We start from the raw sequence: 17,164 nt of genomic DNA, 5'->3' as shown, positions 1-17,164 counted from the left end.
GTGGCACGGGCAGCACCCCCAACGCGCGATACACGGCGCTCAAGATGGAGGCAGGATCAACCCATGGCTAATCCTTTCGTCAAGGCCTGGAAGTACATGATGGCGCTCTTCAATTCCAAAATCGACGAGAAGGCCGACCCCAAGGTTCAGATTCAGCAGGCGATCGAAGACGCGCAGCGCCAGCACCAGGCACTGTCTCAGCAGGCCGCGTCGGTGATCGGCAACCAGCGGCAGCTGGAAATGAAGCTGAGCCGGCAGCTCGACGAGGTCGAGAAGCTCAATGCAAACGCACGGCAGGCAGTGACTCTCGCCGACCAGGCTGCGGCAGCAGGCGACGTCGACAAGGCCACCCAATACACGAACGCCGCCGAGGCGTTCGCTGCGCAGCTCGTGACCGCCGAGCAGGGCGTCGAGGACTTGAAAGTTCTGCACGATCAGTCCCTGCAGGCCGCGTCGCAGGCAAAGAAAGCAGTCGAGCAGAACGCGATGGCCCTGCAGGCAAAGGTCGCCGAACGCACGAAGCTGCTCAGCCAGCTCGAACAAGCGAAGATGCAGGAAAAGGTCAGCGAGTCGTTGCGGTCGATGGACAGCACACTGTCTGCACCTGGCAACACTCCGAGCCTGGACGCCGTTCGCGACAAGATCGAGCGTCGCTACGCGGATGCACTCGGTTCCGCCGAGCTTGCGCAGAACACGGTGTCCGGACGCATGATGGAGGTGCAGCAGGCATCGGTACAGATGGCCGGGCACAGTAGGCTCGAGCAGATTCGGGCCTCGATGGCAGGCGATTCGTTGCCGTCGGGTAACTCGGCCTCCGCGGCCAAGCCGTCCATCGCGAAGTCGCCGAACGCGACCCCCGAGCCCCCGGCACAGAACTAGTCGAACGTGACCAGGAAACAGCATGGCCGACCACGAACGTGGTCGGCCATGCCCGTATCCGAGTCGGTGTCCGTAGTGCGCGGCGCTGCGGACACTGCTCGTCGTACCGTGGAGTCGGCGGTCCAAGCGGTAGGGCGTTGGAACGACCCACGACAGAAGCACATTCGCCGCATTCGTCGCGCCAGACGCCGTGGTACCTGGTTGGGTGGTGCGTCCGGCGTCTCGGCGGCGTCCACTGCTGGACTTGCGGTGGCGTCGGCGCCGGAGTGGACGATGATCGTGAGCGGCGGCGGTGCTGCCGTGTTCGCGGTTCCTGCCGTCTTGGCGCTCGGTCGCTACCGGCGTTTGAAAGCTCAGCCGATGCCTACCGCCAGGCCAGCCAAGACCGTACTGCCGCACCGATCCTCTGCGGCGTTCGAGCCGATGTCTCGTCTGGCGGGTGCGCAGCTGAGTCTGTACGAGCTCGCCGGAATCCTGATGCGGTCGGAGTTCGTCGACCCGGCGGAAGTAGCGGAGACCGCGGAGGTGGCCGGCAGTGCTGCTCACGCGTTGACGGACATGGCCGCCGATGTCGTCGCCATGGAGCGTGCTGCGGAGGGAAGCGCTCGCGCAGCGGGTCATCTCGCAACGACAATCGCCGCCGCCGCAGTCGAATTGGACAACGGCGTCGATCAGTACGAGGAACTGGTGGCAGCTGCAGCGCGCTTGACCAGTCCCAACGGACTACCGTCCAGCGCAGTCGCAGGGCGCAAAGCCGAGTTGATCTCGGCAACGGACCGCCTGGAAGGGTGGGCGAGTGCGCTCGCGGAGTTGGCTGCGATCAGAAGTCGGCATCTCTGAAGTTCGGGATCTCGGAAGTTCGGGATCTCTGAAGTTCGGGATCTCTGAAGTTCGGCGGCTCAGGGTGTTCCCCCATCTTTCCCTGAACTCCGTGCCGGATCGGTGATTCGACCGTCCTTGCGTGCCAGGATCGAATCACACAAGGAAAGGGAAACACTATGTTCTGGAAAATTCTCGGCGTAATCGTCCTGGTCTGGCTCGCCTTCGCAGTGCTGGGCACAGTGATCAAGGGACTGTTCTGGGTTGCGGTGGCCGGCGCGATCGTCTTTGGAATCTACTGGCTGTTCAAGGCGATTACTGCGGGCTCGGACCGCGATCTGACGAAGCTCTGAGGCGTCACTGTCCGAGCCTGGACGCCGACCCCACCAGCACGTCGACGGCGTGGGGCACGACTTCCGCGCACACGGGTAGCGGTGGGAACCGTTCACCGTCCGCGTAGGCGACCATCCCCGGGGCCGTCAGAGTCACTCGTGTTGCGCGATAGGTATCGACCTCGGGCAAGGTGATGTGAGTTCCCTTGTACAGAGTGGGGAAGAGTCTGACCAATCGGGTTCTACTCGACGCCCGTACGACTGTGACGTCGAGTAGACCGTCGTCGGCACGCGCGCCGGGGCAGATTGCCATTCCGCCGCCGTAGGTAGGACCATTTCCGACGGTCACCAGTGTGGCGTCGACGTCGAAGGACAGATCGTCGAGTTCGAGTCGGTAGGGAATGGGCCGAAACCTACTCAGTTCCAACAGCATCGCAATGTTGTAACGCAACGGCCCCCTCGGCCAGCGCAGTCTGTTCGCGCGTTCGGTCACCAGGCTGTCGAATCCGCTGGAAAGAACGGTGGCGAACCATCTGCCGTCGACCCGTCCGAGATCCATGGTTCGAATTCTGCCTTCGCCGACGATGTCGGCCGCCGCAGCTGGATCACCGAGTGGCACGCCGAGAAGGCGAGCGAAGTCGTTGCCCGTTCCTGCGGGTGCTACCGCAAGTGGTGTTGCAGTCGTGGCTACGGCTTGCAGCGCCAGGTTGACCAGTCCATCACCTCCGACGGCTACGAGCGCGTCCGTTCCGGCGCGAACGGCTCGCTTGGTCGATTCGAGCGCATCGCCGGGTGTTCGGCCCTCGATGGTGACGACGCGTCTACCACGTTCGCGAAGCCGCGCGACCACGACTTCCGATACCCGAGCTGCACGTCCGTTCCCGGCAGTGGGGTTCGTCAGGACGGTGATGGTCACGGGATCAGTTTGCCAGGGTTCAGCACACTTGCAGGGTCGAGCGCCACCTTCATCGCACGCAGCAGTGTCGCCCCGACTGTTCCTACCTCGGATTTCATGTACGGGAGGTGATCTCGTCCGACCGCGTGGTGGTGTGTGAGCGTCGCGCCGAGATCCATCATCGCTCGGGTGGCGGCATCCTTGGCTGTTCGCCACTGAGTCGACGGGTCTTCGGCAGTGGCGCAGACTACCGTGAAGTACAGCGATGCACCTGTTGGATAGACATGCGAGATGTGGCTCATCACGATCGGTGGGGTCCCCGCCTCGGTCAGCACTCCGACGAGTGCCGACGAGATTGTTGCCCGAACCGACGCCAGCGCTGCCCAGCTTGTCGCAGTTTCCAGCGTCTCCGCGAGCGCACCTGCGTCGAGTAGCGCGTCGCGAAGGTACGGCGCATCGAAGCGCTCGTGTTCCCAGCGCCGGGCGCTCTCGGGACTGCGAACGTCACCGCCGCGTGCGGTGACGACGCCGTCGGCCATGTGTGCGCGGGCCTCCACCTGCGCCCTCGTGCCCTCGAACGTGGCGACGGCGATGCAACCACCGTCCTTCGATCCGTTGACTGCGGTCTCGGCCTCGTCCGACAATCTCATGACAGTCGGTCTACCGGTCATCGCTGCCAGATCCCGGAATGCCGCTGAGCCGCTGACGAAGTCGGGGAACCACCAAGATCGGTACTCGGTGCATTCGGGCATCGGGTGCACACGGACGGTGACCGAGGTGATGATTCCCAGGGTTCCTTCCGAGCCGAGGAAGACCTGGCGTAGGTCCGGGCCCGCGGCAGATGCGGATGCGCGTCCGCACACGGTGATACCGATCGGCGTCACGACGGTCATCGACTCGACCATGTCGTCGAAACGGCCGTAGCCCGCGGATGCCTGGCCGGAGGACCGTGTGGCTGCGAACCCTCCGATACTGGCGAACGCGAAGGATTGTGGGTAGTGGCCGAGCGAGAGCCCGTGCGAGGCGAGCATCTGCTCCGCTTCTGGGCCGGTGACGCCCGCTTGCAGCGTCGCCGTCCGTGACACTTCGTCGAGTGCCGTCATCGCCTTCATGCGGCGTGTACTGATGGTGATCACCGTGTCGAACCACTCGCGTACCGGATCCACCCCGCCGACGACGCTGGTTCCACCGCCGAACGGAACGACAGCGATGGATTCGTCGCTGCAGTACCGAAGAAGAGCGTGGACCTCTTCTTCGTTCGCGGGGAACACGACGGCGTCAGGAGCGAACTGGAGCGTTCCGGAGCGTCGCGCGAGAAGATCGAGTGTGCTCTTGCCGCCTAGAAAGTGGACCCGCACAGCGTCTTCGGTCGACACGTGGGCAGCGCCGAGTATCGCCTCCAATGCGTGGCGACGCTCGACGGACAGTCGAGAACGCGTCAGCCTCACCGAATTCTGCGATGAATCCGCGCGAGGATGGGGCGAGATGCCGAGGGCAGTGCGAAGAAGGGACTCGACTTCGACGCTCAGCGCACGACGATTCTCCGGGATCCCCCACGCATCCCACGACATGACGGGCAGCTCGCCCGGAGGCAGTTCCTGCATGATCTATAGTGTTACATACCTTGCATGTTTGTAACATGCCCTGGGTAAAGACGAGCTAAACCGGGTCTATCGAACGAGGTGTCCACAGTGAGCGAGCAATCGACTGCGGTGTCGACCGTCGAGGATCAGGTGCTCGACGCCGCGCGTGCGTGCATTCTCGAATACGGTGTCAGGCGCACGACACTGGCGGAGATCGCCCGTCGCGCTCAGGTGAGTCGCCCCACGGTGTACCGCAGGTGGGCCGACACGCGTGCGGTGGTGTCCAGCCTCCTTACTCGCGAGATCGGTTCGGTTATACCGACATTCGGTGTCGACAGCCAAATTCGGACTCAGCTGTTCTCCGCTACGGCCGAGGTGGCTAACAGCATCCGTACGCATCCGCTGTTCGTGAAGATACTCGAGTCGGATCCGGACATTCTGTCCACCTATATCCTGCATCGTCTCGGAACGAGTCAGTCGGCGATCATCGACACCCTTGCGCCGATGTTGTCGATGGGTCAGCAGGATTCGTCGATTCGTGACGGCGACCCCATGCGTATGGCCACCGTCGTGCTGCTGATGGTCCAATCCGCTGTCCAATCGGCCGACATGGTTTCCTCCCGGATCTCCGGTGACGATCTCGTTGCGGAGATCGCGTACGCAGTCGATGCGTACCTGCGCCCGCCCGGTCTGTGATGACCGGGGCCTGGACGCCGCGGACACGGGATTCCGGGCTGAACGAGTTCAGGCGTCGGCGTGAGGCGGAGTCGGTATGGCAGGGGGACACTGTCGACGTTCTCGTCGTCGGTGGCGGTGTCACCGGCGCAGGTATCGCCCTCGACGCTGCGTCGAGGGGGTTGAAGGTCGTCCTCGTCGAGAAGCACGATCTGGCCTTCGGCACCAGCAGATGGAGTTCCAAACTCGTCCACGGTGGACTGCGCTACCTCGCATCGGGTCAGTTCGCCATCGCCCGTGACAGCGCCGTGGAACGCGGGATCCTGATGACTCGGACCGCGCCGCACCTCGTCCGACCCTTGGCGCAGATAGTGCCGCTGCACGCCTCGATGTCGACGGCAGGCGAGGCGGTGCTTCGCGCGGGGCTGGCGATGGGTGATGTTCTGCGGAGCATGGCCGGTACACCGGTATCGATTCTGCCCGCTGCCCGGCGAGTCGGTGTTGGCGCCGTGGCGGCCGCTGCTCCGACGGTGCTGCGCGAGGGTCTTCGAGGCGGCGCACAGTCGTGGGACGGCCAGCTCGTCGACGATGCACGCCTCGTCGTTGCGATCGCACGCACGGCGGCGTTGTACGGCGCGTTCATCCTGACCGGTGTCAGTGCATCCGACGTCGACCGCACCTCGGCGATTCTTCGCGACGAAGCGACGGGCGACACGACGCGAGTGCGCGCCAAGGTGGTGATCAACGCAACCGGTGTGTGGGCGGGAGAGATCGATCCACGGATCGCGTTGCGTCCCAGTCGAGGTACGCACTTGGTGTTCGACGCAGCGGCGTTCGGGGGACTGACATGTTCGTTGGCCATCCCTGTTCCGGGGGAGCGCTCTCGGTTCGTGTTCGCGTTGCCGGCACCACTGAATCGTGTGTATGTCGGTCTCACGGACGAGTCGGAGGAGGGCCCCATACCGGATGTTCCGGTCCCGACAGAGCCGGAGATCGAGTTCCTCCTGAACGTCCTTGCGACGGCGGTGTCTCCGGCACTGACTCGTGCCGACGTCATCGGTACGTTCGCCGGACTGCGGCCGCTGCTCGGCTCGGGTGAAGGACCATCCGCCGACGTGTCGAGGAGGCATGCGGTGCTGGCCGACGGTGACGGGCCGATAAGTGTGGTCGGCGGAAAACTGACGACGTACCGACTGATGGCTCGACACGCTGTCGATGCGGCACTCGACGCCGTCGGGCTCGCCGCGCAGACCTCGCGTACGGAGTCCATTCCGCTCGTGGGCGCAGCGACCGCATCCGAACTCGCCGCGGTACCGGCCTCGGCGACGCTCGTACGCCGGTACGGCACCGAGGCGCGGATCGTTCACAGGCTTGCGGACACTCTGTCGGACGGATTGGTCCCTATCGCCGAGGGGATCGAGGTTTGTGCGGCCGAACTGGTGTTCTCGGTTCGCTATGAAGGTGCTCGAACCGTGGGTGACCTGCTCGACCGACGAACGAGGATCGGCCTCGTGCGAACCGATCGCGACCGAACCCTGTCCGCAGCGGAATCCATCCTTCGCGACCACCTGGACTCCGGCGAGTGAAAACTGTGGCACGCTGAGCTGCGTGCGAGTAGTGGTAGTGGCCGGACCCGATCCAGGGCATGCGTTTCCCGCGATCGCTCTGTGCCTGAAGTTCGCCGCGGTCGGAGACGAGCCCGTACTGTTCACCGGCACCCGATGGGTCGACGCCGCGTGTGCAACCGGAATCGACACCCGTCCGCTCAAGGGGCTCACGCCGCGCCCGGAAGACGACGACATGGACGCCGGACAACGTATTCATTCGAGAGCGGCGTTCATCGCCACCGAACTTCTCCCCGATCTGAAGAGTGTGGATGCAGATCTCGTGGTCTCCGACATCCTTACCGCGGGAGGTGGTCTGGCCGCGGAGAAGCTCGGACTGCCCTGGGTGGAACTGTCTCCTCATCCGCTGTACGCCCCGTCGAAAGGGTTGCCGCCCATCGGAAGTGGGCTGGCACCCGGCTCCGGAATTCGAGGACGGCTCCGCGATACCTTGATGCGGAAGGCGACCGGCCGGTCGATTGCACAGGGGCGAGCACAACGCAGTGCCGCCCGGGTCGGTATCGGGCTGCCCGCAGAGGGTCCAGGTCCCTCCGCACGATTGATCGCCACAATCCCTGCGCTCGAGGTGCCGCGTCCGGACTGGCCGTCGGAGGCGCATCTTGTGGGGCCGCTGCACTGGGAGCCGACCGAGGAAACTCTGGCGGTGCCTCCTGGTGACGGTCCAGTGGTGATGGTCGCGCCGTCGACCGCATTCACCGGTGCCGAGGGGATGCTGGAGATGACACTTCGAGGACTCGACGGAAGCGGTGCCAGAGTGGTGGCGTCGATGCTCGACGAACCACCGGCGGTGTTGCCGAGTTGGGCGGCCGCCGGGCTCGGGAGACAGGACGAGCTTCTGAGTCGGGCCGATGTGGTCGTCTGTGGAAGCGGGCATGGACTGCTGTCGAAGTCGCTGATACACGGCGTTCCGCTAGTGGCCGTCCCCGGTGGCGGTGACCAGTGGGAACTGGCCAATCGTGCCGCGCGGCAAGGAAGTGCCGTGGTGGTTCGCCCGCCGAGTCCCGAGTCGATCGGTGATGCGGTCCGGAGAGTACTGAAGGATCCGTCATATACGCAGGCTGCGTCCGTCGCCGAAGCAGGCTCCGGCGACGTCGAGGATCCGGTTGAGGTGTGTCGCGGTACGGTTGGGTAGTGCGCTTGACTGAATTCCGTGAACTGCTCGTGGACGAGTTCGGACAGATGCGGGGGGACTCCATCCTCGTCGATCACGTCATTACCAGTCTCGACGGAAATACGGGCGCCGAGGCGATCGAAGCAGGTGTGGATCCTCGCGACGTGTGGCGCGCCCTCTGCAAGGAGTTCGATGTGCCCCGCTCTCGATGGTGACGAAAGTTTCGGCGTGTCGGCGCGTCGGGTGATGTAATCGAACACGTGTTCCCCTATGCTGAACTCATTCGGCTGGACTGCGGTCTGGAGGAAGAGCGGAGTGCGCATCGACGAGAGAGAACAACTTGTCGGTGCCTGGCTCTACCGTTACCGACAACACAGATCAGCGCCAGGCTGAACGAGACACACTAGGAGATCACGATGGCTGCATACGATCGCGACAAAGCGCTCGATCTCGCACTTGCGCAGATCGACAAGAACTTCGGCAAGGGATCGGTGATGCGTCTCGGCGACGAGGTTCGTCAGCCGATTGCTGTCATTCCCACCGGTTCCATTGCGCTGGACGTCGCGCTCGGTATCGGTGGTTTGCCTCGTGGACGTGTCATCGAGGTCTACGGCCCGGAATCCTCGGGGAAAACGACGGTCGCGCTCCATGCCGTTGCCAGTGCGCAGCGCGCAGGCGGCATCGCCGCCTTCATCGATGCCGAGCACGCCCTCGACCCCGATTACGCCCAGAAGCTCGGCGTCGACACCGATGCGCTGCTGGTCTCGCAGCCCGACACCGGTGAGCAGGCGCTGGAAATCGCAGACATGCTCATCCGCTCGGGGGCCCTCGACATTCTGGTCATCGACTCGGTGGCGGCTCTCGTGCCGCGCGCCGAGATCGAGGGCGAGATGGGTGACAGTCACGTCGGCCTGCAGGCTCGTCTGATGAGCCAGGCGCTGCGTAAGATGACCGGTGCCATGAGCAACTCCGGCACCACGGTGATCTTCATCAACCAGCTGCGTGAAAAGATCGGTGTCATGTTCGGCTCGCCCGAAACAACAACGGGTGGTAAAGCTCTCAAGTTCTACGCGTCCGTTCGCCTGGATATCCGGCGTATCGAGACGCTCAAGGACGGTACCGACGCTATCGGCAACCGCACGCGCGTCAAGGTCGTCAAGAACAAGGTTGCGCCTCCGTTCAAGCAGGCAGAATTCGACATCATCTACGGCAAGGGCATCAGCCGAGAAGGTTCGTTGATCGACATGGGCGTGGAGCACGGCTTCATCCGAAAGTCAGGTTCCTGGTTCACGTACGACGGTGATCAGCTCGGCCAGGGCAAAGAGAACGCCCGTAAGTTCATGCTCGAAAACCCGGATGTACGTGACGAGATCGAAAAGAAGATCATGGAAAAGTTGCAGATCGGTGCCGACGTGACGGCTACCGAAGACGCGGCCGCACCTGTCGAGTTCTAGTCAGGGGTAGCTGTTCGTGGAACCGGAACCGGAACCCGAAGGTGGCGGCACCGAAGCACAGGCGAAGGATGCCTGTCTTCGGTTGCTGACCGACCGCGCTCGAAGCCGGCACGAGCTCGAGACGCGGCTGGCCAAAAAGGGCTTCACGCCCACTGTCACCGCCGCGGTACTGGACAAGCTGGCAGCCGCCAAGCTTGTCGATGACGGTGCATTCGCAGAGCAGTGGGTGCGTTCTCGCCACGTCTATGCGGGGAAAGGCAAGCAAGCGCTGAGCCGCGAACTCCGACACAAAGGCGTGAGCATCGAAGACTCCTCGGCGGCGCTCGAACAAATCGATTCCGAGGACGAGCGTCGGCGTGCAACCGAGTTGGTGCGTAAGAAGTGCCGAACGCTGTCCCTGCCCGACGCCGATGCTCCCGATGCTCGCGCGGAGCGCGACAAGACAGTGCGAAAGCTGGTAGGAATGCTCGCCCGCCGTGGATACCCGCAGGGAATGGCATTTGCAGTGGTCAAGACCGAACTGGACAGGCTAGGCGCCGACACCGAAGACTTCGACGGTGACCGTTTCGGGTGATCGTCCACCCGAGTTAGACATCCCAGGGCCGTAATTTGTCAAGCGGCGGTGGGTTGTTGTTCAGTTCGGTGTGCCCAGGCGATGTGTTCGTCGTATTTGGTGCGATGTCGTAGGCAGCCGTGCAGTAGTCCGACGAGTCGGTTGGCGAGCGCGCGGAGTGCTTGGTGGTGGAGGTCCCCGGCGGTGCGGTGTTGGTCGTAGAACGCGCGAGCTCCCGGGCTTTGGCTTATGGCGCAGAATGCCCATTGGTCGATTGCGTCGTAGAGCCGCCGGTTGCGCACGTGCCTGGACAGAACGGCCCGTTTTTTGCCGGACGCGATCGTCAGCGGTGACGTTCCGGCGTAATTTTTGCGAGACTTGGCGGTGGTGTACCGGTTGACGTCGTCACCGAATTCACCGAGCACCCGGGCGCCGAGGATGACACCGAGTCCTGGCAGGGAGAGGTAGATGTCGGCGTCCGGGTGTGCTTCAAAATGGCGTGCGAGTTCGGCTTCGAGGTCGCCGATCTGACGGTTCAGTTCCGCGATCAGCGCTACCGCCGAGCGGGTGGTGGCCGCGAATGCAGCCGCAACGGGCGGCGGTGCTGCGAGGTGCTCGGTGCGTAGCGCAGCTTGGATCTCTGCAGCTCGTGATTCGATATTGCGTTGCCGCCCTGCCCTTTTCAGTATCGCTCGGATGCTCGCTGCACTCAGGTGTGCCGCTTCGGCGGGCGAGGCGGCACGCGAGAGGACGGCGACCGCGTCGCGGTGGTGGAGACTGTTGAATGCTTCGAGTGCGGCGGGGTAGTACTCGAGGAGCGCTGAGCGCAGTGCATTGATTTGTCGGTTGCGGGACCAGATCAGGTTCTGGTGCCCGCGGGCCAACACCTTGATCGCGGCGGCGTCTGCGGTGTCACCGGCGATGGTGCGGTGGTTGTGTCGGTCGGTGCGCACCAGGTCGGCCAAGAGTTTGGCGTCACCGGCGTCGGATTTCGCACCCGAGAGGTGGTGGCGGTCTCGGTAGCGTGCGGCGGCGAGCGGGTTGATCGCGTAGACGGTGTATCCAGCTGCGAGCAGAGCCGATACCCACATGCCTCGGTCGGTTTCGATGCCGACGACGACGTCGGCAGGTTCGCGGGCATGGGAGGCCACCACGTCGTGAAACCCGCTGATGCCTGCCAGACCTTCGGGTAATCGGCGGGACGCCAAACGTTTTCCGTCGGCGTTCATCACGTGGATGTCGTGGTGGTCTTCGGCCCAGTCGTCTCCTACGAAAATCACGGGCAGTTCTCCTCACGTCCGTTTCGGTCACTGGCGGTGAGCCTCGAGGGATCCGGACGGCGACCTAATGGATCAGTGCTCGACTGGCACGACACCCCATCAGCGTTCTGGGAACCCTCGCCGGCCGGTGGGGCCACGATCTAACCTTAGGAGTCGATCTTCTCTCCGGGGCCATATAGTGATCACCCACCAGCGGCTCGGTGATCAGCTTTCTCCGACTAACTTCGCTACTGTCGAAGACTCGCCGATCAAGTCCCATTAGGTTCGTCGTCGAATACACGAGGCCCGCAACACCTTCACGGTGTTGCGGGCCTCGTTTCGTATCCCCATCTCGACTATGCGGCTCCGGCCGGTCCTCCGCCGAAGTCCTGTGCGGGCACTACCGTTCCACCGGTCTTGCGCTTCTTCTGACGCATACGTCCTTCGACGACCGTCGCCAGCTTGGTGAGCAGCGAGTTGATGACGATCATGATGACCGCAACGATGATGAGCGAAGGCAGGTAGTTGCCGTAGAACGCGCCGACTTGCTGACCGGCGCGAACAACTTCGACGTACCCGATCAGATAACCGAGCGCCGAGTCCTTCAGGGCGACCACCATCTGCGAAATGATCGCTGGCAGCATCGCGGTGACGGCCTGCGGCAGCAACACGATCCGCATGACCTGGCCTTTGCGCATGCCCAGCGCAGATGCAGCCTCGGTCTGCCCCTTCGGCAGCGAATTGACGCCGGCACGAACGATTTCGGCGATGACTGATCCGTTGTACAGAGTCAGACCGGTCACGACCGCAGCGAGTGCAAGGTAGCGGACCTTGAAGACTTCGTATTCGGCGTACACCGCGTACAGGAAGATCATCAGGATCAGCACGGGGACTGCGCGGAACAACTCCACGAAGACACCGCTGACCGCTCGCACCGCCCGATGTTCGGACAACCTGCCGATGCCCAGAATCGCCCCGAGTACCAGAGCGAACACGATGGACAGTGCAGCGGCTACCAGTGTTCCCTGGATGCCGGGAAGAAGATACGTCGTCCACGTGCTGGACGTGACGAACGGCTCCCATTTCGCTGCTGTCAGCTGGCCCTTGGAATCGAGAGCCAGATAGATGAGGAAGGCGATTCCGAGGGAGATCAGAAGGACCACACCGGAAAGGACTCGATATCGCGCCTTGGCTTTCGGGCCAGGAACGTCGTAGAGAACGGCTACGGCGTTACTCATCACTTCACCGCCAATCGCTTGCTGAGGTACCCGAACAACAGTCCGGTCGGAAGCGTCAGGATGACGAAGCCGAGGGCGAAGAGTCCACCGACAGCGAAGATTGCCGCCTCGTTCTCGATCATCGTCTTCATCAGCAGTGACGCTTCGGCCACACCGATGACCGACGCGATGGTGGTGTTCTTGGTCAACGCGATCAACACACTTCCCAGTGGACCGATCACTGCACGGAATGCCTGGGGGAGTACGACGATCGTGATGTTCTGGGTGAAGGTCATGCCGAGAGATCTACCGGCTTCGGCTTGCCCGACCGGGACGGTATTGATACCGGACCGGAGCGACTCGGCCACGAACGAGGCGGTGTAGACGCTCAAACCAAGGATGGCAAGCCGAAAGTTGTTGTCGGCGAGAAACGTCGGCGAGTCATCCGGAGCAAGAGCGACACCCATCGTCTGGTAGAGACCGAACGAGGTGAAGAGAATGATCAGTGTCAGTGGTGTATTACGGAAGACAGTGACATATGCGGTAGCGATCGCGCGTGCGACCGGAATCGGTGACACACGCATCGCCGCGATGATCGTACCGATGATCAGTGCGCCGATCGCGGACAGAACCGTCAGTTTTATCGTCATGATGAACGCGTCGACGAGTTGATCGCCGTACTTGCTCAATAGGTTCAAGGTAGGGTGTCCAATCGGCTGGAGCGGGCCGGTCACGCCGGGTGCACTCGGTGCACCCGACGTGGGGGCGAAGCGTCAGTAGCGGTCGACGACGGGCTCGGCAGGCAGCTGGTAGCCGGAAGCGCCGACGGTCTCGTTGAAGGCCTCTTCCCATGCACCGCTGGCGACCATTTCCTCGATGGCGTCGTTGATCTGGTTCCGGCCGTCGGTGTCGTCCTTGGCGAGACCGATTCCGTAGTTCTCTGTGGTGAACGGCTCGCCGACCACCTTCAGCTCGCCCGGGTACTGAGCGGCGTAACCGGCAAGGATGATGTCATCGGTCGTGACGGCGTCGATTGCACCGTTTCGGAGGGACTCGACGCACGCCGAGTAAGTATCGAACGGCTGAAGCTGGACGTCGGGGTACTCTTCGGCGATCTTCTGTGCCGGGGTCGAGCCGGTGACCGAGCACAGCTTCTTGCCTGCGAGGGTGTCGGGTCCGGTGATGTCGGTGTTGCCATCGGCGACCAGAAGCGACTGTCCTGCAACGAAGTACGGTCCGGCGAATCCGACCTTTTCCTTGCGGGCGTCGGTGATCGAGTAAGTGGCGACGATGTAGTCGACCTCACCGTTCTCGATGAGAGTCTCGCGCTGCGCGGACGGTGCTTCCTTGAACTCGATGTTCTCCTCGGAAACTCCGAGCTGGCCCGCTACGTACTTGGCGACCTCGACGTCGAAACCACTGAAGGTGCCGTCAGGATTGCGCAACCCGAGGCCGGGCTGGTCGTACTTGATTCCGACGATGAGCTTGCCGCCCTCGGAGCTCGAGGAGACGCTTCGTTCCTCGTTGCCGCCACATGCGGTGGCGACTACGGCCAGTGCGGCGAGTCCGGCTGCGATGCGGAGCGGGCGATTGATTCTCACTGGTAGTTCCTCCATGTTGTTACTGCGATGTTGTTTCTGCGAAGAATGCTGCTTGGAAAAGCGGTTCCGGGGAATAGTGCGTGGGTCCGGCTGTCGATTCAGTGACCGAGGATCTTGCCCAGGAAGTCCTTGGCGCGATCGGATTCGGGTGATGTGAAGAACGTGTCGGGATCGGTGTCCTCGACCACGGCCCCGTCGGCCATGAAGATGACGCGGTCGCCTGCCTTGCGGGCAAAGCCCATCTCGTGGGTGACCACGAGCATTGTCATACCTTCTTTGGCCAGCGAGGTCATGACGTCGAGCACCTCGTTGACCATCTCCGGGTCGAGGGCCGATGTCGGCTCGTCGAACAGCATCACCTTGGGGTTCATGGCCAACGATCGAGCGATGGCAACGCGCTGTTGCTGTCCACCCGAGAGCTGCGCTGGGTACTTGTCGGCCTGGTTGGCGATGCCCACCCGTTCGAGAAGCGCCTGTGCCGACTTGCGGACCTCGTCCTTCTTGAGCTTGCGTACCTTTTGCGGTGCAAGCATCACGTTTTCGAGGATCGTCTTGTGCGCGAACAGGTTGAAGGACTGGAAGACCATGCCGACGTCGGCGCGAAGCGCCGCCAGGGCCTTTCCTTCAGCGGGAAGTACTGATCCGTCGACTTCGATGGTTCCCGAGTCGATCGGTTCCAAGCGGTTGATCGTGCGGCAGAGCGTCGACTTTCCCGACCCGGATGGACCGACAACGATGACGACCTGCCCAGCGGGTACGTCCAGATTGATGTCCTTGAGGACGTGCAGATCACCGAAATGCTTGTCTACCGATTTCAGGGAGATCATGTGGGGTCGATCGGCAAGAGCACCGGAAGCCGGCGCGTCGGTGGCGTGCGTCATAGGGCAGAACCCTATTCGTAGTTTGGTTGTCGGCAGCGCTTTTCACCCGACAATTCGGATTATGTAATGGAAACTTTACTGATGGTCGGTATCGGCCCAGGGCGGGGCGGATCCCGGGCGTGGCGTGTGCTGGCCGGGCCGTACCCTGGGGAGGTGGAAACGAGTGACCTGACTACCCAGAGAAGCTACGAGGTTCGAACGCACGGTTGCCAGATGAACGTGCACGACTCGGAGCGGCTGGCTGGTCTACTCGAGGAAGCCGGCTACATCCCTGCCTCGAGCGGCACCGATGCGGACCTGGTTGTGTTCAACACCTGCGCGGTGCGCGAAAATGCGGACAACAAGCTCTACGGCAACCTGGGGATGCTGCGACCGGCGAAGACACGCAATCCGCGTATGCAGATCGCCGTCGGAGGATGTCTCGCACAGAAGGACCGCGACACGGTCGTGAAAAAGGCGCCATGGGTCGATGTGGTGTTCGGCACGCACAACATCGGATCGCTGCCGACTCTGCTCGAGCGCGCGCGCCACAACGACGAAGCCCAGGTCGAGATCCTGGAGTCGCTCGAGGCCTTTCCGTCGACATTGCCGGCGAAACGCGAATCACCGTACGCCGGGTGGGTGTCCATCTCGGTCGGCTGCAATAACACCTGCACTTTCTGCATCGTGCCTGCACTGCGTGGCAAGGAGATCGACCGTCGACCGGCCGACATCCTGGCCGAGGTCCAGGCTCTGGTCGACCAAGGTGTCCTCGAAGTCACTCTTCTCGGCCAGAACGTCAACGCATACGGGGCATCGTTCGCGGACCCGGAGCTGCCACGCGATCGAGGAGCATTCGCGTCGCTGCTGAAAGCGTGCGGCGCGATCGACGGTCTCGAGCGAGTGCGGTTCACTTCGCCGCACCCAGCGGAGTTCACCGACGACGTCATCGAAGCGATGGCGACAACGCCGAACATCTGCCCGACACTGCACATGCCGCTGCAGTCGGGCTCCGACCGCATTCTGAAGTCAATGCGCCGCTCGTACCGCCAGAGCAAGTTCCTCGGCATCATCGACAAGGTCCGTCTCGCGATGCCGGACGCTGCGATCACGACCGACATCATCGTCGGTTTTCCCGGGGAAACCGAGGAAGACTTCGAGCAGACTCTCGAGGTGATGCGGCGCGCGAAGTTCGCGAACGCGTACACCTTCCAGTACTCGAAGCGGCCGGGTACTCCTGCCGCGGACATGGACGACCAGGTGCCCAAGGAAGTTGTTCAGGAACGGTACAACCGGCTGATCGCGCTCCAGGAGGAGATCGTCCTCGACGCGAACCGCGCTCTGATCGGGACCGACGTCGAAATCCTGGTGGCGACGGGTGAGGGACGCAAGAATGCAGCGACTCACCGCAAGAGCGGGCGAGCGCGTGACGGACGCCTCGTGCACTTCCGTGCCGAAGAACATCAGCTGGCCGCCATCAGACCCGGTGACATCGTCACCACCACTATCACGGCGGCAGCGCCCTACCACCTCATCGCCGATGCCGGGGTCGCGTCGCACCGCCGTACGTCTGCCGGTGACGCATTCGAGCGTGGAACAGTGCCGAAAACGGCTCCCATCGGTGTCGGGTTGGGTTTGCCGTCCGTCGGCGCGCCCGCCCCGCTGCCCGAAACGACAGGATGCACGGTATGACTCCCGAGACCCCAGACCACCAGATCCCAGACCACCAGGCGCCCGATTACGACCGGGCCGAGAAGACCATCGACTCGGAGATCGATCCCGGCGTGCGCGCGGTGGTCGTCGCTGTTCTGGTGATGTTGTTGCTCCTGACTCTCGCCCTGCCGCACACCGGTTCGGTCAGTGGTTTCGATGTCCTGTCCGGCAACGACGCCGCGTTGGCCGACGCGATTGCGCTGCCGTCGCGGGTCTTCGTGTGGTTGGTGACGGCGTTCGCCGTGGTCGCATCGGTGCTTGCGCTCGTGACCAGAATTTGGGCGCTGGCCTGGATTGCGCTCGCAGGATCTGCGATTGCATCGGTCTTCGGGATGCTGTCGATCTGGTCGAGGCAGACGCTGCCCGCGGATTCCACGGCGAGCGGCCCTGGCATCGGTTTGGTGCTCGGCTGGATCCTGGTAGTGGCGCTCACATTCCAATGGCTCAAAGCGGTATGGAACAAGACCACCGCGCAGTTGGACGCTCAGGAACGTCGACGGGCGGCGTCAGCCGAGGCGGAACAAGACTCGCGGTGGGCCGGACCTGTCCTAGGCCGACCCACCGACCGCAAGCCCTGATCTCTACAAC

General features: G+C 63.1%; 18 protein-coding genes. 11 read left to right on the top strand and 7 right to left on the bottom strand.

What is annotated here, in order from left to right; translation table 11 throughout:
• Positions 1–63: 63 nt before the first annotated feature.
• The 3 genes from WDS16_RS11140 (at position 64) to WDS16_RS11130 (ending at position 2,051) form a co-directional block, all read left to right on the top strand.
• Entirely contained in the window at positions 64–879 is an 816-nt protein-coding gene (locus WDS16_RS11140) for a PspA/IM30 family protein (protein WP_338892723.1), read from the top strand.
• A gap of 48 nt (positions 880–927) precedes the next feature.
• Positions 928–1,719, top strand: coding sequence for a phage shock envelope stress response protein PspM (pspM, locus tag WDS16_RS11135; protein ID WP_338892722.1), 792 nt, complete (start codon positions 928–930; stop codon positions 1,717–1,719).
• A 158-nt stretch (positions 1,720–1,877) separates the two neighbouring features.
• Positions 1,878–2,051 (top strand): hypothetical protein, encoded by a 174-nt coding sequence (locus WDS16_RS11130; protein WP_338892721.1) that lies wholly within the window; start codon positions 1,878–1,880, stop codon positions 2,049–2,051.
• 4 nt (positions 2,052–2,055) lie between these two features.
• Here the strand turns inward: WDS16_RS11130 and WDS16_RS11125 are convergent, their stop codons facing one another.
• Positions 2,056–2,946 (bottom strand): diacylglycerol kinase, encoded by an 891-nt coding sequence (locus tag WDS16_RS11125; RefSeq protein WP_338892720.1) that lies wholly within the window; start codon positions 2,944–2,946, stop codon positions 2,056–2,058.
• Positions 2,943–4,496, bottom strand: a complete 1,554-nt coding sequence (locus WDS16_RS11120; protein WP_338893345.1) for an FAD-binding oxidoreductase — start codon at positions 4,494–4,496, stop codon at positions 2,943–2,945. The genes WDS16_RS11125 and WDS16_RS11120 overlap by 4 nt, the downstream gene beginning before the upstream one ends.
• Positions 4,497–4,616: 120 nt before the next feature.
• Here WDS16_RS11120 and WDS16_RS11115 point away from each other — a divergent pair, with 120 nt between their 5' ends.
• From WDS16_RS11115 to WDS16_RS11090, 6 genes are all read left to right on the top strand, one after another.
• Complete coding sequence (locus WDS16_RS11115; protein ID WP_338892719.1) at positions 4,617–5,204, top strand: helix-turn-helix domain-containing protein; 588 nt, start codon at positions 4,617–4,619, stop codon at positions 5,202–5,204.
• Positions 5,204–6,769: a glycerol-3-phosphate dehydrogenase/oxidase gene (locus WDS16_RS11110; protein WP_338892718.1), complete on the top strand. Its 1,566-nt coding sequence runs from the start codon at positions 5,204–5,206 to the stop codon at positions 6,767–6,769. Before WDS16_RS11115 ends, WDS16_RS11110 begins: the two co-directional genes overlap by 1 nt.
• A gap of 22 nt (positions 6,770–6,791) precedes the next feature.
• Positions 6,792–7,940, top strand: coding sequence for a nucleotide disphospho-sugar-binding domain-containing protein (locus tag WDS16_RS11105; RefSeq protein WP_338892717.1), 1,149 nt, complete (start codon positions 6,792–6,794; stop codon positions 7,938–7,940).
• Positions 7,940–8,134 (top strand): DUF3046 domain-containing protein, encoded by a 195-nt coding sequence (locus WDS16_RS11100; protein ID WP_338892716.1) that lies wholly within the window; start codon positions 7,940–7,942, stop codon positions 8,132–8,134. The genes WDS16_RS11105 and WDS16_RS11100 overlap by 1 nt, the downstream gene beginning before the upstream one ends.
• Positions 8,135–8,335: 201 nt before the next feature.
• A complete protein-coding gene (gene recA, locus WDS16_RS11095) occupies positions 8,336–9,373 on the top strand; it encodes a recombinase RecA (RefSeq protein WP_338892715.1) in 1,038 nt (345 codons plus the stop codon).
• Between the two features lie 16 nt (positions 9,374–9,389).
• Complete coding sequence (locus WDS16_RS11090; protein ID WP_338892714.1) at positions 9,390–9,947, top strand: regulatory protein RecX; 558 nt, start codon at positions 9,390–9,392, stop codon at positions 9,945–9,947.
• 38 nt (positions 9,948–9,985) lie between these two features.
• On the opposite strand, the gene WDS16_RS11085 is transcribed toward WDS16_RS11090, so the two are convergent.
• The 5 genes from WDS16_RS11085 to WDS16_RS11065 form a co-directional block, all read right to left on the bottom strand.
• Complete coding sequence (locus tag WDS16_RS11085; protein ID WP_338886216.1) at positions 9,986–11,206, bottom strand: IS110 family transposase; 1,221 nt, start codon at positions 11,204–11,206, stop codon at positions 9,986–9,988.
• Positions 11,207–11,541: 335 nt separating this feature from the next.
• Positions 11,542–12,423 (bottom strand): amino acid ABC transporter permease, encoded by an 882-nt coding sequence (locus WDS16_RS11080; protein WP_338892713.1) that lies wholly within the window; start codon positions 12,421–12,423, stop codon positions 11,542–11,544.
• A complete protein-coding gene (locus WDS16_RS11075; protein WP_338892712.1) occupies positions 12,423–13,100 on the bottom strand; it encodes an amino acid ABC transporter permease in 678 nt (225 codons plus the stop codon). The genes WDS16_RS11080 and WDS16_RS11075 overlap by 1 nt, the downstream gene beginning before the upstream one ends.
• 75 nt (positions 13,101–13,175) lie before the next feature.
• Positions 13,176–14,003 carry a glutamate ABC transporter substrate-binding protein gene (locus WDS16_RS11070; protein WP_338892711.1) on the bottom strand — a complete coding sequence of 276 codons (828 nt, stop codon included), beginning with the start codon at positions 14,001–14,003 and terminating at the stop codon, positions 13,176–13,178.
• A 98-nt stretch (positions 14,004–14,101) separates the two neighbouring features.
• Positions 14,102–14,830 (bottom strand): amino acid ABC transporter ATP-binding protein, encoded by a 729-nt coding sequence (locus WDS16_RS11065; RefSeq protein WP_338893343.1) that lies wholly within the window; start codon positions 14,828–14,830, stop codon positions 14,102–14,104.
• A 207-nt stretch (positions 14,831–15,037) separates the two neighbouring features.
• Here WDS16_RS11065 and miaB point away from each other — a divergent pair, with 207 nt between their 5' ends.
• Together miaB and WDS16_RS11055 are read left to right on the top strand one after the other, a co-directional pair.
• On the top strand, positions 15,038–16,555 hold the full coding sequence (gene miaB, locus WDS16_RS11060) for a tRNA (N6-isopentenyl adenosine(37)-C2)-methylthiotransferase MiaB (protein ID WP_338892710.1): 1,518 nt from the start codon (positions 15,038–15,040) through the stop codon (positions 16,553–16,555).
• Positions 16,552–17,154: a hypothetical protein gene (locus tag WDS16_RS11055; RefSeq protein WP_338892709.1), complete on the top strand. Its 603-nt coding sequence runs from the start codon at positions 16,552–16,554 to the stop codon at positions 17,152–17,154. The genes miaB and WDS16_RS11055 overlap by 4 nt, the downstream gene beginning before the upstream one ends.
• Positions 17,155–17,164: the final 10 nt, after the last annotated feature.

It is taken from the genome of Rhodococcus sovatensis (assembly GCF_037327425.1).
Lineage (GTDB): Bacteria > Actinomycetota > Actinomycetes > Mycobacteriales > Mycobacteriaceae > Rhodococcoides > Rhodococcoides sovatense.
Note: the sequence above shows the minus strand (reverse complement) of the source record. Positions and strands in the feature narration are given on the sequence as shown.